Annotated in this window: 15 protein-coding genes, 1 tRNA gene and 1 riboswitch; of the genes, 3 read left to right on the forward strand and 13 right to left on the reverse strand. The window is 69.6% G+C overall.

Annotated elements, in window-relative coordinates; genetic code table 11:
• Positions 1-294: 294 nt before the first annotated feature.
• The 8 genes from R2707_08115 to R2707_08150 form a co-directional block, all read right to left on the reverse strand.
• A tRNA-Gly gene (locus R2707_08115) sits at positions 295-370 on the reverse strand.
• A gap of 60 nt (positions 371-430) precedes the next feature.
• A complete protein-coding gene (locus R2707_08120; protein MEZ5245044.1) occupies positions 431-1,231 on the reverse strand; it encodes a hypothetical protein in 801 nt (266 codons plus the stop codon).
• 149 nt (positions 1,232-1,380) lie between these two features.
• The gene (locus R2707_08125; GenBank protein MEZ5245045.1) at positions 1,381-1,710 is read right to left on the reverse strand and encodes a hypothetical protein; all 330 of its coding nucleotides are present in this window, start codon (positions 1,708-1,710) and stop codon (positions 1,381-1,383) included.
• A gap of 20 nt (positions 1,711-1,730) precedes the next feature.
• On the reverse strand, positions 1,731-2,510 hold the full coding sequence (locus R2707_08130) for a DNA-formamidopyrimidine glycosylase family protein (GenBank protein MEZ5245046.1): 780 nt from the start codon (positions 2,508-2,510) through the stop codon (positions 1,731-1,733).
• Positions 2,511-2,522: 12 nt separating this feature from the next.
• The gene (locus tag R2707_08135; GenBank protein ID MEZ5245047.1) at positions 2,523-3,725 is read right to left on the reverse strand and encodes an aminotransferase class I/II-fold pyridoxal phosphate-dependent enzyme; all 1,203 of its coding nucleotides are present in this window, start codon (positions 3,723-3,725) and stop codon (positions 2,523-2,525) included.
• Positions 3,722-4,936: a homoserine O-acetyltransferase gene (locus R2707_08140; GenBank protein ID MEZ5245048.1), complete on the reverse strand. Its 1,215-nt coding sequence runs from the start codon at positions 4,934-4,936 to the stop codon at positions 3,722-3,724. The genes R2707_08135 and R2707_08140 overlap by 4 nt, the downstream gene beginning before the upstream one ends.
• A gap of 49 nt (positions 4,937-4,985) precedes the next feature.
• A riboswitch (SAM-I-IV-variant riboswitch) is annotated at positions 4,986-5,113 on the reverse strand.
• A gap of 7 nt (positions 5,114-5,120) precedes the next feature.
• Positions 5,121-6,881, reverse strand: a complete 1,761-nt coding sequence (locus R2707_08145; protein MEZ5245049.1) for an N-6 DNA methylase — start codon at positions 6,879-6,881, stop codon at positions 5,121-5,123.
• A complete protein-coding gene (locus R2707_08150; GenBank protein MEZ5245050.1) occupies positions 6,835-8,016 on the reverse strand; it encodes a DEAD/DEAH box helicase in 1,182 nt (393 codons plus the stop codon). Before R2707_08150 ends, R2707_08145 begins: the two co-directional genes overlap by 47 nt.
• Before the next feature lie 37 nt (positions 8,017-8,053).
• Between R2707_08150 and R2707_08155 the strand changes: the two genes are divergently transcribed.
• Entirely contained in the window at positions 8,054-8,362 is a 309-nt protein-coding gene (locus R2707_08155; GenBank protein MEZ5245051.1) for a hypothetical protein, read from the forward strand.
• Here the strand turns inward: R2707_08155 and R2707_08160 are convergent, their stop codons facing one another.
• Complete coding sequence (locus R2707_08160; protein ID MEZ5245052.1) at positions 8,363-8,653, reverse strand: MGMT family protein; 291 nt, start codon at positions 8,651-8,653, stop codon at positions 8,363-8,365.
• A gap of 3 nt (positions 8,654-8,656) precedes the next feature.
• A complete protein-coding gene (locus R2707_08165; GenBank protein MEZ5245053.1) occupies positions 8,657-9,178 on the reverse strand; it encodes an adenylate/guanylate cyclase domain-containing protein in 522 nt (173 codons plus the stop codon).
• 64 nt (positions 9,179-9,242) lie between these two features.
• Here R2707_08165 and R2707_08170 point away from each other — a divergent pair, with 64 nt between their 5' ends.
• Together R2707_08170 and R2707_08175 are read left to right on the forward strand one after the other, a co-directional pair.
• The gene (locus tag R2707_08170; protein MEZ5245054.1) at positions 9,243-10,043 is read left to right on the forward strand and encodes a serine hydrolase domain-containing protein; all 801 of its coding nucleotides are present in this window, start codon (positions 9,243-9,245) and stop codon (positions 10,041-10,043) included.
• A 123-nt stretch (positions 10,044-10,166) separates the two neighbouring features.
• Positions 10,167-11,162 (forward strand): phosphotransferase, encoded by a 996-nt coding sequence (locus R2707_08175; protein ID MEZ5245055.1) that lies wholly within the window; start codon positions 10,167-10,169, stop codon positions 11,160-11,162.
• Here the strand turns inward: R2707_08175 and lgt are convergent.
• The 3 genes from lgt to R2707_08190 are packed head-to-tail and all read right to left on the reverse strand — an operon-like array spanning position 11,097 to position 14,692.
• A complete protein-coding gene (lgt, locus tag R2707_08180) occupies positions 11,097-11,945 on the reverse strand; it encodes a prolipoprotein diacylglyceryl transferase (protein ID MEZ5245056.1) in 849 nt (282 codons plus the stop codon). The two genes, R2707_08175 and lgt, sit on opposite strands and share 66 nt — an antisense overlap.
• A 52-nt stretch (positions 11,946-11,997) precedes the next feature.
• The gene (locus R2707_08185; GenBank protein MEZ5245057.1) at positions 11,998-13,788 is read right to left on the reverse strand and encodes an acyl-CoA dehydrogenase; all 1,791 of its coding nucleotides are present in this window, start codon (positions 13,786-13,788) and stop codon (positions 11,998-12,000) included.
• A gap of 10 nt (positions 13,789-13,798) precedes the next feature.
• Positions 13,799-14,692 (reverse strand): YihY/virulence factor BrkB family protein, encoded by an 894-nt coding sequence (locus tag R2707_08190; GenBank protein ID MEZ5245058.1) that lies wholly within the window; start codon positions 14,690-14,692, stop codon positions 13,799-13,801.
• Between the last annotated feature and the right edge of the window lie 7 nt (positions 14,693-14,699).

Genomic DNA, 14,699 nt, shown 5'->3' on the forward strand with positions numbered 1-14,699 from the left:
GTTCAGAATGCTGCCGGGATACTGAGGTGAGCTCAGCAGATCACGACAGATCTGCTCCGCCTCACGGCGACGGCCGCGGACCGTGCGCGACCGGTACCGCTTGCGACCCGTCGACGGGTCGCGGCCGAGGTAGATGCGGATCTCCCACAGCCCTCGGGCCCGCTGGCGAACAGATCCTCGCATCGCTGCCGAAAGTACGGGAGCGATGCAGGGGATGGGATGGACGGATGGGATGACGGAACGAGAAAGCGGCAGGCTCGGCACCGGAAACCGGGCCTGACCTGCCGCTTCACATGGAGCGGACGACCGGGTTCGAACCGGCGACCTCAACCTTGGCAAGGTTGCGCTCTACCAACTGAGCTACGTCCGCAACGGGAGGCAACTGTATCGGCGTTTGCGCCGATCACGCACCTCGAAAATTCGTTCTCGCTCAGCCGCCGACCCGAGCCCGCACACCGACGGCGATCTCCTGGGCCATGGCCCGGTCGCCGATCTGGTCGACGACGAGTTCGTGACCGTCTCTGGTGAAGACGAGCGCGGCGTGGCGTTCGTCCTGCCACCCCTGCACGGTGAGGCCCGGCTCGAGGCCGACGGGCAACACATCGGGTTCCCATTCGCGGGCGTTGACGACGAGCAGGCGGCGATCACTGAGCGCGAGGGCCGCCGGGGCGCCCCGGAACCGGCACGAGGTGACGACCGAGATCTGCTCCCCGTCCTCGAGAACCCGGGCGAGCACCATGAACGCGGCATAGCCGTGCTTGCGACTGCTGCCCGACAGGCGGCTGACCGCAGCGCCGAGGCCGTGCGGGTCGGTGACGCCTGGGCCCGACTCGGCCGACGGCATCGCCCGGGCCGGTTCCGGCGGCGGGGATGCCGGCGCCGGCGGGGCCACCGACTCGGGCGCGGGAGGAGCAAACGGGGTCGCGGCGAAATCGGGCCCCGCAGTCGGCGGAGAGACCGCCGCCGGTGGTGGCGGAGGAGGCGCAGCCGCCGACGGAGGCGGAGGAGGCGGGCTCGCGGGTGCAGGCGGCGGAGGAACGCCGACACCGGCGATGGGCAGGGGCGGCGTCGGGTCGACGCCGGCGATCGGCGAAGCGGTCGGCAGGTCGCCGATGCCCGGGGCCGGCGGTGCCTCCGGCGGCGGCGGGGGCGGAGGAGGGGGTGGTGGCGGGGGGGGCGCGGTGGGCGGCGGAGGCGGCGGTGCGTCGTCGGCGTCGTATTCGTCGGACACCAGGAAACTCCTCGGTCGAGATGACTCGAATCTAGGCCACGGCGGCCGTCGGGTCGGCGACTCGCGGCACGCTCACCCTCTTCGTCGGACGGACACCGGTCGATCCTGAGGAAGAGATCCTCGACGCCGGCGCCGGTCGTGGTGGAGGTTCAGTCGTCGTCGGTTGCGTCGAGCACGATCTCGGCCCGTCGGGTCGCCACCCGCACACGTCGCGACGGGCTGGTGTGCCAGACGTAGACGACCAGACCGGCGGCCGTGGCGGCAGCCACGAGGATCAGGTTGCGACGAATGTCGCGGACCGTCGCGCTCGTGTCGTCGTCGCGCAGGATGCCCGACTCGGGTTGGGCGCCCTCACCGTCGTCGATGACCGTCACGCCGGTCGGCTCCGGGTCGACATCGTCCTGGGCGAAAGCCGGCGCCGCCCATGCCAGCGTCGTCGCTGCGACCAACGTCGCCAGAAACATTCGGTACCAACCCACGGAGCAGGACGGTATCGGGTTCACGACTGATGACGCGGGCACCAGTAGGTGGTGCGCCCACCGACATCGCCGCGACACAGCTCCTCGCCGCACTTCGGACAGGCGCCACCACGCACCCGGGCCGGCTGCATGTCGCCGGTGTGACTCCCACCGCGTTCCCCGAGGACCCGCAAGGTTCGCCGCATCGAACGATGGAGGCGCTGCACCTCGGCGTCGCTCAGCGAATCGGCCGGGCGGGTCGGATCGATCCCGGCCCGCCACAGGGCGTCGTCGGTGAGGAGATTGCCCATACCGGCCAACTTCGCCTGGTCCATGAGACGCGCCTTCACCGGAGCACCCGACGAACGCAGCAGTGCACGGAACGGCGCGAGCGTCACCGTCATCGCATCCGGTCCGAGCCGGGACTCGTCGGGGTCGAGTTCGACGCCACCGAGCCGGCGCGGGTCTCGGATGACGAGGTCGCCGCCGCCCCGGAAGACGATCCCGAACCGGTCCCACGCCGGGTCGTTGCGGTCGCTCGAGTACTCGAGCTGGTCGATCGACGCGCCACCGTCGACCAGCAGCCGTCCGGTCATCCCGAAGCGCAGACCGAGCGTCGGGCCGTCGGTGTCGAGCAGGAGCAGCTTGCCGATGCGCCGGGTGCCGAGGATCGTCCGCCCCGGGAGCACCGCCCGCAGCTCGTCAGTGGTCGTGTCACCCTTCGCGTACCACTCGTCGGGGGCCACGACGACGTCGATGCGACGGCCGACGACCGGCTCGGCGGCACGGCGATACGTCTCGATCTCGAGGAGTTCGGGCATCTCGGCGGGGTACTACGAGATCGAGTCGAGCGCCTGGCGCAGATCCGCGGCGAGATCGTCGGCCCCTTCGAGACCGCACGACATGCGGACCGTGCCCTCACCGATCCCGGCCGCGGCGAGCTCCTGGGGCAGCAGCCCCACATGGGTCGTCGATGCGGGATGGGTGAGCAGGGTCTCGGGACCACCGAGAGACGTCGCCAGCTGTGCGAGCTCGACCCGTTCGACGAGCTGGCGACCCTCACTGCGCCCGCCGACCAGATCAAAGGTGATCAGACCCCCGGGCTGGTCGAGCTGGCGCTGGGCGAGCTCGTACTGGGGATGCGACGGCAGGCCGGGGTAGTAGACCCGCTCGACGGCCGGATGCGATTCGAGCATCTCGGCCAGCACCAGGGCGGTCTCGGTCTGCTGGCGGATGCGGACGGCCAGGGTGCGGATGCCACGGATGCCGTTGAGGGCGTCGAACGGTGAGGCAACCGCGCCGTGCAGGATCGCGAAACCGCGGATCCACGCCAGCAACTCCTCGCTGCCGGAGACGACCCCGAGGATGGCGTCGTTGTGGCCGGCGATCGACTTGGTCGCCGAATGCACCACGAGGTCGACGCCGTACTCGAGCGGACGCTGCACGACAGGCGGAGCGAAGGTTCCGTCGACGACCGTCATCGGCCCCTTGATCGCCCCGAACCGTTCGAGATCCACCAACGCCAGCTTCGGGTTGGCCGGCGTCTCGGCGAAACAGAGCGTGGTTTTCCCCGGGATCACCGCCGCCTCCCACGCGTCGGGATCGGTGCCGTCGACGAAGGTGACGTCGATGCCGAACCGGGGACACACCGCCTGGAACAGCAGCTGCGTGTGGGAGTAGAGCTGCGACTGGGCGACGATGTGGTCGCCCGACGAACACAACCCGAGGACCACCGCGCTGATCGCGCCCATGCCCGACGCGAACGCCCGCGACGCCTCGGCCCCCTCGAGTTCGGCGATCGCGCTCTGGAAGTCGGCGACCGTCGGGTTGGAGTGGCGCCCGTAGAACTTCGGCATCGTGATGTCGGTCGCGAACCGGTGCGCCTCGTCCACCCCGGTGGCGGTGAACGTGCTGCTCGCCCAGAGCACCGGCGCCAGCGCCGTGTCGTTGTTGGCCCGCCCGGCGCGAATGGCCCGCGTCGCGGCACTGAGCGCAGGGGCAGGACCGGGTTCAGGGGCGGGACCGTGGTCGGTCATCGGGACTCCTCGGCGGTGGCGACGGTTCGTGCGATCAGCGGGCCGAGCGAAGCGGATTCCAGGAGGAACCCGTCGTGGCCCTGTGGGCTGTCGATGACGTGGTACTCGCTCACGCCACCGGCCGCCTGGACGCCGGCATGGATGCGGGCCTGCTGGTACGGCGGATAGAGGATGTCGGACGTGATCGACGCGGTGAGCACCGGCATCGACAGCCGTCCGAGCGCGGCGTCGACGCCGCCGCGGCCACGACCGATGTCGTGGAGGTCCATGGCCTTGCTGAGCACGAGGAAGGAGTTGGCGTCGAAGCGCCGCACCAGCTTCTGCCCGTGGTGATCGAGGTAGGACTCGACCTCGTAGCGCCCCCACTGATCGAACTCCCGCCGCTTTTCGTGATGGGCACGACCGAAACGCTGATCGAACACCTCGGTGGTGCGGTAGGTGATCTGCGAGATCTCTCGAGCGAGCGCGAGACCGGCCCACGGCCCCTTGCCGGGCGGTGCGTCGTAGTAGTCGCCGCCGGCCCAGTTGGGGTCGTTGACGATGGCGAGCCGCTGGACCGCGCTGAAGGCGATCTGCTGAGGGCTAGCCGCAGCACAGGATGCGACCGGGATCAGCGCGTCGAGCCGATCAGGGAACATGGCACCCCACTCGAGTACCTGCATGCCGCCCATCGAACCGCCGACAACGGCGAGCCAGCGGTCGATCCCCAACCGATCGGCGAGCCGTCGCTGGGCCCGGACGATGTCGCGGATCGTGATCTGCGGGAACGACGCGCCGTAGCGGGTCTCGGTGCCGGGAACGAAGCTCGACGGGCCGGTGCTCCCCTGACAGCCGCCGAGCACGTTGGCGCACAGCACGAACCACCGGTCGGTGTCGAGTGCCTTGCCCGGGCCGATCAGGTCGTTCCACCAACCGTCGGAGAGGTGTCCGGGGCCGATCGACCCGGCAGCATGGGAGTCACCGGTCAACGCGTGGCACACCAGCACGGCGTTGGAGGCCGTGGCGTTGAGTTCCCCCCAACTCTCATAGGCCAGCACGACTTCGTCGATACGACCGCCGCCCTCCAGTGCGAAGGGACGTCCGTCGGTGACGGTGACGAAACGACGATTGCCGGGCGGATCACCGGGCTTGCGCGCACCGGACGCGGGAAGGTCGTCGGCGAAGCGCTGGTGAGGATCGAAACTCAGGGGTTGAGGATCGGTGTGGTCCACGGGTTGCCTTGCGAGATGCTTCCTTCGGGCCCAGTGGTGATGGTGGAGCCATCAGACACTTTGTTGCGAGCCCCGGAGCGCTCGCCACATCCCCGCCGAAACGGGTGGGCACCTTGGGTGTCGATCCCAGGTTGCCGGGTTCGGGCTCTTACCCCCGAACCGCTCTGAATGTTGTTGGGGGACATTATCGGCCGCGAAGTCGCGATTGCCACCAATTCAGGACGTCGACTCGATCGGCCAGGCCGTAGGCGGCGAGCGCACGACGACCGATCTCGACGAGCTCGGCCCGGCTCGGCGGACCGTCGAGCTGGTCGACGGCGGCCGCAGCGGCATCCCACGCCGGCCCCTCGACCGGCAGCGGGAGGTCGGCGAGGGCCCGGGCGCTCACCCGCATGGCGTCGGCCGACAGCGCCGACCCCGCGACCGAGCGGAGCAACAGCAGCGAGACGACCGGCGACGTCAGCGCCGCCGCCAGGTGGGCGAGCGACGGTGCCCCGCGCCGCGGCTCGACGGTGATCACCGGCGTGCACGGCACCGCGTCGCCCGCCGCGTCGATCGCCACCTCCAGCACCCTCGTCTGACTCGCGACCACCAGCTTGGGGGTCAACCGGTCGGCCACCCACGTGCGGATCGCGGGGTCGACGGCCGCCGGATCCACCGTCGGCGCCTGCCAGGTCTGCTTGTCGAACCGGCACGAGGTACGACCCCACCGGCACTCGAGCGGATCGATGAGACCCGACGTGATGAGCCGCGGCCGTCCGTCGGCCCGGTCGGACACCGCGCCGCGCAGGCCGTAGAACTGGTCGCGGAAACCGGCCGTGACATGGGCGACGTCGGCCAGGGTCTGCGCAAATGAGATCTCGGCCGACGCCACGTGTGGCGTGTCGACCAGGAGCAGCGACGCCCACGACTCCTCCCCGACCGGTGGATGGTCGGGCAATCCGACACCGGGAACCCCGGCAATCCGCCGGATGGGGCCGCCGGCGCCACCCTTGCGAACCAGCACCGCGACGGTGTCGACCGATGCGGCGAATTTCTGGCCACCGTCGATCCACAGGCCCGCGGGCGGCGCATCGCGGCATAGTCGGGCACGGACCGGTTCGGCGTCTCGGGCCGAGAGAAACGACGACGGTTGAACGAGGGCGACCACGCCCCCGTCGCAAACCTGTTCGGTGCCGGCCAGAAGGAACGCGGCCGCATCGTCGACGTAGCCGCTGATCTCGGGCCACCGCCGGGCCAGCGACGCCCGCCGGTGTTCATCCCGGCCCGTGTCGCCGCGCAGCTGTGATCGGAACGGCGGGTTGCCGATGACGACCGCGGCCGGCCCGTCCACCTCGGGCCACGCACCGTCGAGCGCGTCCCGCACGCTGATCGCGCCGGGCGCCACGGGCGCACCATCGGCCCAGAGTCGCAGCGCCGCCTCCGTCGTCGCGACCGCCAGCGGATCGATGTCGAACCCCCGCAGACGGCCCACGCGCGCGGCGCGGTCGCCGTCCATCGCCACGGCCGCCGCCAGCAGGAAGACCCCGCCGCCGACCGCGGGATCGACGATCAGGTCGTCGTCGCCGAAGGGTCGCAGATCCGCCACGAACTCGACCAGCGTCGACGCCATCGCGGGAGTGGTGTGGTGCACGCCCTCACGGCGCCGGTCACCGGCCGAGATCAGGGCTTCGCGAGCGAATCCGGGGAGCCACGGACCGGCGGAGGTGAGTACCTCCTCGTCCACCTCGACGGCGAAGACCGCACCGGTCGGTTCGACGACGCGTCCGTCGACAGCGAGCGCCACATCGAGCCGAACCGCCTGGGCGACGCGGGCCACGATCGCAGCCAACGCTCCGGCGGCATTATCGGGTTCGGCGGCGTCCACCCACAGGGTGAGGGCCGTCGCGATCCGCGGATCAGTCGGCGAGGGGATCCCAGCCGACCAGGTCGTTGAGCCGCTCATCGTTGGAGAACATCTCGGTGATCGGCTGGATGACGTCGATGCGCTTCTGGAGCCGCTTGATGTCGAGCTCCTCGTCCCAGAGCGACAGGGTGACGACGAGCCCGGTCGAGCCGGCACGGGCGGTGCGGCCCGCCCGATGCAGATAGGTCTTGTGGTCGGACGGCGGGTCGTACTGGATCACGATGTCGACATCGTCGACATGGATCCCACGAGCAGCAACATCGGTCGCGACCAGCGCCTCGAGCCGACCCTCGCTGAAATCGCGCAGCGACTTCTCGCGGCTCGACTGACGGAGATCACCGTGGATCGCAGCGGCCTTCACGCCGAAGTCCTGGAGATCGCCGGCCAGTCGGTCGGCCATCGCCTTGGTGCGACAGAACATGATCGTGCGACCGGTCGAGCGGGAGATGGTCGCCGCCACCTTGGACTTGTCCATCTTGTGCACGGCGATGAACCGATGGGTCATCTCGTCGACGGTGATCTCGTCGCTGGCGACCTCGTGCATCGACGGGTCGATCTGATAGCGGCGGATCAGGGTGTTGACCGCGCCGTCGAGCGTCGCCGAGAACAGCAGGGTCTGGCGATCGGTCGAGACGTTGCGGAGGATCCACTCGACCTGGGGCAGGAACCCCATGTCGGCCATGCGATCGGCCTCGTCGACGATCACGTGGGCGACCGCCTCGACCGAGACGGCGTTGCGCTCGATCAGATCGATCATGCGGCCCGGTGTGGCGACCACCAGATCGACCCCGGCATCGAGCATCTCGATCTGCTTCTCGATCGGTGCCCCGCCGTAGACGGCGAGGGCCCGACGGCCGACCGCCTTGGCGACGGGATCGAGTTCCTCCGTCACCTGATTGGCGAGTTCGCGAGTGGGAACGAGCACGAGCCCGGTGGGCCGGTTGGGCTCGGCCTTGGGCATGAGCTGGAGCACGGGCAGACCGAATGCGAGGGTCTTGCCGGAGCCGGTCTTGGCCTTGCCGCAGACATCGCGGCCGGCGAGGGCGTCGGGAATCGTGAGGGCCTGGACCGGGAAGGGCGACGTGATGCCTCGCTCGTTGAGCACATCGACGATTTCGTCGCTCAGACCCAGATCCGCAAACGATTCCGGGAGAGGAGTGGCGGTTTCTGACATCGAGACGCCAAGGATACCGGGATGGCACGCTGGGGAGGTGGCCCGCCTTCGCAAGGACCAGACCGAAGAACTCCTCACCGCGCTCGACTCGGCGACCTCCGGACCGCTGGAGGAGATCACCATCGCCCGCGAGAGGCTCACGGTCGCCCTCCGCATCGTGCTCGAGTCGGAATCCGGGTGGGACGAGCTGATCGCCGACGCCGCCCGACGCAACGGCTGGAGCGCCGAGCGCCGAGACCTCCTCGGACGCGCCTCCCGACCCGACGACACGGCCGACCCCGAGGCGGTTCTCTGGGCGTTGTGGGACCTCGTGACCGAGCTCAACGAGCGGCGGACGCTCGACTGATCAGCCTCGGATCCGACCGTCACGGACCTCGATGCCCTCGGCCGTCAACCGCCTCGTCTGCTCGGCCTCGTGACCGGGCAACAGGCGCCCACTCGCGCTGACCACCCGCCACCAGGGGAAGATGCCGTCGGATCGGCGCAGCACCGAGCCGACGGCGCGGGCCGCGCCGGGACGACCCGCTTCCGCGGCGACCTCGCCGTAGGTCACCAGGTCACCCGGCTCGAGCCGGTCGAGCACCTCGCCGACCGCCCGCTCGAAGTCGGTCCATGCCGATCGGTCGGAGCCGAGCACCCGTCAGACCAGGGCGGTGAGCCGAACGATCTGCACGGGCTCGTCGAGACCACGGATGATCCGCTCGCCGACGGGTTCGGCCACCGTGTTGACCAGCAGCGACGAGACCGTGTTGGCCAGGGCGAGCACTTCGCGCGGCGCCGCCTCGTCGCACAATCTGGCCGCGATGTTGACCGCGTGCCCGATGTAGTCGTCGCCCTCGAACAAGATGACGGGGCCCACGGCGATGCCGGCCCGCAGCGGCAGCGGCGACCCGGACTCGCTGATACGGGTCTCGATGTCGACCACCGCTTCGACGAGCGGCTCGCTCTCGACGCCCACGAGCATGGCACCGTCGCCCAACCACTTGGCGATGCGCACACCCCGCGAGGAAGCCGCGTCTCGCACGGCGACGCGGAACAGGCGCAGCACCTCGACGGCCTTATCGTCGCCCTCCGCCTCGGTGTAGGCGGTGAAGCTCGAGAGATCGATGAACGCGAACGCCCTCATGACCCGGTTCGTCGTCGCAGCAGTGTCGTCGGTCACGGCGCCAACCGTACCCTCCGGACCCCCTCCGGCCGGGCACCGGACCGTCTAGGTTCTCCCCGTGATGAGCCCCTTCGCATCGCTCGCCGATTGGCCGGTCACGACGGTCGCCGCCGCGGTCGTCGACCGCGACGGCATCCACCGCCACGGGCCGACCGATCTCGCGATGCCGCTGGCATCGGTCACGAAGCTGATCACGGCGATGGCTGCGCTCGTCGCCCACGAGGAGGGCACGCTCCCACTCGACGAACCCCTGACCCCCGAGGGGGCGACGGCCGCCGACCTGCTGGCGCACAGCGCGGGCATCGCTCCCGACCGCCCCGAGCCGATGACCCTCCCTCACACCCGCCGGATCTACTCGACTGCGGCCTACGAGATCCTCGCCGACCACATCGCCGCCCGCTCGGGTATCGCATTCGTCGACTACCTCCACGAGGCCGTCGCGCTGCCCCTCGGTATGCAATCGACACGGCTCCTCGGCTCGGCCGGCGCCGACGCCCACGCGTCGGTCGACGATCTCCTGCTGCTCGCCGAGGCGTGGACCACGCCGCTCCTCGTCGACGCGTCGACGCTGTCGCGTGCGACGCGACCCCACCTCCCCGACCTGAGCGGGGTCCTGCCCGGCTACGGACGACAGGACCCGAACCCGTGGGGACTCGGTCCGGAGATCCGCGGCGACAAGACCCCCCACTGGACCTCGTCGGCGAACTCGCCCCGCACCTTCGGCCATTTCGGCCAGTCCGGCACGATGCTGTGGATCGATCCGGACGTGGGGGTCACCGCGATCGCGTTGACCGATCGCGACTTCGGCAACTGGGCGATCACCGCCTGGCCCCGATTCTCGGCCGACGCCCTCGATCGCTGACCCTCGCTGGGTCGAACGACCCATCGCCCTGGCCGGTCGAGACATCCGTCGCTCAGTTCCTCGCCGAGGCTGCCGATGGAACCGCATGCATGCAGCCCGCTCGTGGCGAGCCCGAGGAGCGACGTGAACGAACGCCGTAACCCCATGGCAATGGCCCGCGCCCGCCACGCCCTCCTCCAGGCCGGTCTCGACTCGACCGTTCCGCTGGAGCCGGCGAGCAGTGTGACGAACGAGGTCTGGCTGACGCCGACCCACGTGGTGCGGGTGAACCGACGCCCCAACCAGCGCCTGCGCCGCGAGGCGATCCTCGGCCCGAGCCTGCCCGCCGAGATCGGCTACCCCATGGTCGTCGCCTACGGCGGCCGGATGGGTGCGGACTATCTGGTGCTCAAGCGCGTGCCCGGCAAGCCCCTCGCCCAGTGGTGGCCGTCCATGACACCGACCCAGCGTCGCTCGGCCATCAGCCAGCTCGCCGTGAAGATGAAGCGCCTGCACTGCACGCCCGGCCCCGCCGATCTGCCGGTCATCGACGCGCCCCAGATGCTGCGGGGAGAGACCCTCTCCCCGGTCATGTCGCTGCTCGTGGCCCTGGACCAGGCCCGCTCGCTCCCCCATGTCGACCGTGGCCTCATCGACGATGTCGAACGCATGGTCTACGACCTCACTCCGTCGATCGAGCCGTTCGACAGCACGTACCTCGTCCACGGCGATCTCACGTTCGAGAACATTCTCTGGGACGGCACGAAGATCACGGCGATCCTCGACTTCGAGTGGTCACGCGCCTCACCGGCCGACGTCGACCTCGACGTGTTCCTCCGCATGTGCTGCCTTCCCCACCTGCACGTCGGCGACGACCTCGTCGACCGGACGCGGGCCGAGGACTATGCCGACATTCCGTGGTGGTTGCGCGAGGACTACCCCGAGCTCTTCGACGTTCCCCGGCAGTTCGATCGCCTGCGGCTCTACGCGATCGCCTACGACCTCCGTGACCTCACCATGTTTCCGCCGCCGGCACCCGCCCATCAGCTCAACGAACACCACTCGCTGAATCGGCTACGACGCACCGTCGTCGGGAACAGCCACCTCGATCGGCTCGACGCCGCCGCCGGCGTCGTCTGACGAACCCCGGCGGCCCCGCAGGAGCAACCAGCCACCGGCGATGGTGATGCCGATGATGCTCATCCAGATGTTGACCCGCACCCCGCCGATCTCCGTCGCCGGGTCGACGCGCACCGTCTCGAGCCACAGTCGGGCCACGAGGTAGCCGACGACGTAGACCGCGAGCAGCGAACCCGTGCGCAACCGACGGGTCGTGCCGAGCCAGATGAGAAACACGACCAGGCCCAGATTCCACAACGCCTCGTAGAGGAACGTCGGGTGGAAGGTCGCCGAGTCGAGATACTCGACCGGACGGTTCTCGGGCGAGATCTCGACCGCCCAGGGAAGGTCGGTCGGACCACCGAACAGCTCCTGGTTGAACCAGTTGCCGATGCGCCCGATCGCCTGCGCCAACGGCAACGACGGCACCGCCGCGTCGAGCAGGCTCGGACGATCCCATCCCTCGCGCCGGATGATCCAGACCGCGACGATGATTCCGGCGGCCATGCCGCCGGGGATGCCGAGGCCGCCCTCCCAGATCTTGAACGGCTTCGCCCAGCCCTCGTCGAAGCGCCAATCGGTGAGCACGTGGTAGAGCCGGGCCCCGATCAACCCCGCCGGTACGGCCCACATCGCGATCCTCGAGATGTCGTCGGGATCGCCGCCGACCGCAGTCCACCGCTTCTGCGCGAGCCACACGGCGGCGAGGACACCGAACGCGATCGCGAGACCGTAGGCCCGCAGGGTCAGCGGGCCGAGCTCGATCGCCTCACTCGGCGGACTGGGGAACGAGGCGAGGAACATGCGTCCGAAACCCTAGGCGCCGGCGAGGTCTTCCGGAACTCGCCGAACGACGTCAGATCGCCAACAGCCGGCTGCGGGCGCCGGAGAGCTCGGGACCGAGCTCGGTCACGCCTGCGAGCATGCCCGGCACCCGCGCCATGCGGTTCGCCGCGAAGAACCGGGCGAGGACCGCCCGGTCCTCGATCTCCTCGGGCGTGGATTCGACGCTCGGGTCGAGCACGGCCAGCGCGCCGGCGAGGAGGATCTCGCCACCGGTGGTCACCCCGAGCATCTCGAGATAGCTGGTGGCGCCGGGCAGGCGGCGGGCCGGATCGGCGCCGTCTTCGAGCAGCCACTCGGTGGCGGTGGTCACCGCATCGAGCGCGGCGTGGAGGTGGCCCGCCGCGGCGGCGAGCGACGGCATCGCCGCAGCCCGTTCGGCGGTCGCCCGCATCGCCGCGAGGTGACGGGTGATGACGCCTCCACCGTCCATCGGCAACTTGCGGCCCACGAGATCGATCGCCTGGATGCCGTTGGTGCCTTCGTAGATCGGGGTGATGCGGGCATCTCGGAAGTGCTGCGCCGCGCCGGTCTCCTCGATGTAGCCCATGCCGCCATGGACCTGGATGCCGATACTGGTGATCTCGCAGGCCATGTCGGTGCCCCACGCCTTCGACAGCGGAGTGAGCAACGCCGCCATCTCGTCGTGCTCGCGCCGCTCGGCCTCGGTGCCGGCCGCCACCGACCAATCGATCGCGGCGGCGTTGCGATAGCACAGCCCGCGAATGGCCGAGGTGGTCGCCCGCATGTCGAGCAGCATCCGCTGCACGTCGGGATGGTCGACGATCGGCGAGGGAGACCCGGGGTCGGCCCCTGCCGCGCGTCCCTGTCGGCGTTCGTTCGCGAACTGCAGCGCCTGCTGGTAGGCACGTTCGGACAGGCTCACACCCTCGAGCCCGACCGCCAGCCGGGCGTTGTTCATCATGGTGAACATCACGCGCATGCCCTGGTGCTCTTCGCCGAGCAGCCAGCCGGTGGCCCCGCCGTTCTCGCCGAAGGCCATCACGCACGTCGGGCTCGCCTTGAGCCCCATCTTGTGTTCGATCGACACGCACACGGCATCGTTTCGCGCACCGAGCGAGCCGTCGTCGTTCACCAGGAACTTGGGGACGATGAACAGACTGATGCCCTTGGTACCGGGCGGCGAACCCGGGGTGCGGGCCAACACCAGATGGATCGTGTTCTCGGCCATGTCGTGTTCGCCCCACGAGATGTAGATCTTCTGCCCGGTGATGCGCCAGGAGCCGTCGTCGGCCGGCACGGCACGGGTGGTGAGCGCACCCACATCGGAGCCCGCATCGGGCTCGGTCATGTTCATCGTGCCGGTCCACGCCCCGGCGACCATCTTGCGAAGGTAGGTCTCCTTCTGGTCTTCGGTGCCGTAGTGCAGCAGGGCGTCGATCGCCCCCTGGGTGAGCATCGGACAGAGGGAGAACGAGAAGTTGGCCGAGGTCATCATCTCCTGGATGGCCAGGTTGACCATCCAGGGAAACCCGCCACCGTCGTACTCGGGCGGGAAGCCGACCGTGCTCCAACCGGCATCGACATAGCGACGGTACGCGTCGACGAAGCCGGGCGGTGTCGTGATCGTCCCGTCGTCGTTGCGGACCGACCCGACGAGATCGCCGTCACGGTTCAGCGGCGCAAGCGTCTCCTCGAAGAAGCGGGCGGCCTCGTCGAGCAGACCGTCGACCGTGGCGGCATCGCTGTGCTCGAATCCGGCGAGCGCGGCAACGGCATCGAGGCCGGCAACGTGTCGCAGTGTGTGGCGGATCTCGTCGGTGGGGGCTCGATAGTCAGACACCCCGCGCAGGTTACCGACTCCGCCGCGCGTCCAGATCCAGGCCGAGACGGACCGCTCTGATCGAGTTGATCTCGGCGCCGAGCAGCAGTCCCATGGCCATCAGGTAGAGCCAGAAGAGCAGGCTGATGGCCCCGCCGAGGAGGCCGAAGATGGCATTCGCGCCGGAACTGGCGATCTCCAGATAGGTGCTGAAGCCGAGCGACACCGCGCCCCACCACACCGCGGCGACGAGCGCGCCGGGGAGTTCGGACCGCCACGGCGACGTGTGGTTCGGCGCAACGTGGTAGACTGTCGCCGCCCAGACGACGAGCACCGCGAAGACGACCGGCCAGCGCAACCAGTCCCACAGCGTCCCGACCACCGACGAGAACCCGAGGCCCGAGGCGATGTCGTCGCCCTCACCGAAGAGGGGTCCGACGACGATCATCGTGAGCACGATCGTCGCCGCCAGCACGGACAGCAGGGTGAGGCCGACCCCGATCAGCCGGGTCGACAGCCAGCCGCGGAGATCACCGTGGTCGTAGGCCACGTCGAGCGCCCGCACCACCGCCGTGAAGCCGCGCGACGCCGCGTAGACCGCGATCACCGCACCGACGGTCAGGGCGCCGCCGTTGCCGCCTTCGAAGAGTGCACGGGTCGTGCTCTCGAGGCTGTTGTCACCGCCGAACACGTTGGCCATCTGGTCGACCAGCCACGTCTCGACGTTGGCGGCCGTGTTCTCACCGATGATCGCGTCGGCCGAGCCGAGTGCGGCCGCCAGGGCGACCACGGCCGGGAAGAACCCGAGCAGGGCGAAGAAGGCGATCTCGGCGGCGAGGCCGCCGACACGATCCTTGGACCACTCCCCGACCAGTTCCTTCCCGGCCGCGAAGGTCCAGTCCCACGAGGCCCTGACCCGATCCATGCATCGA

Source organism: Acidimicrobiales bacterium, from assembly GCA_041394245.1.
Lineage (GTDB): Bacteria > Actinomycetota > Acidimicrobiia > Acidimicrobiales > Aldehydirespiratoraceae > JAJRXC01.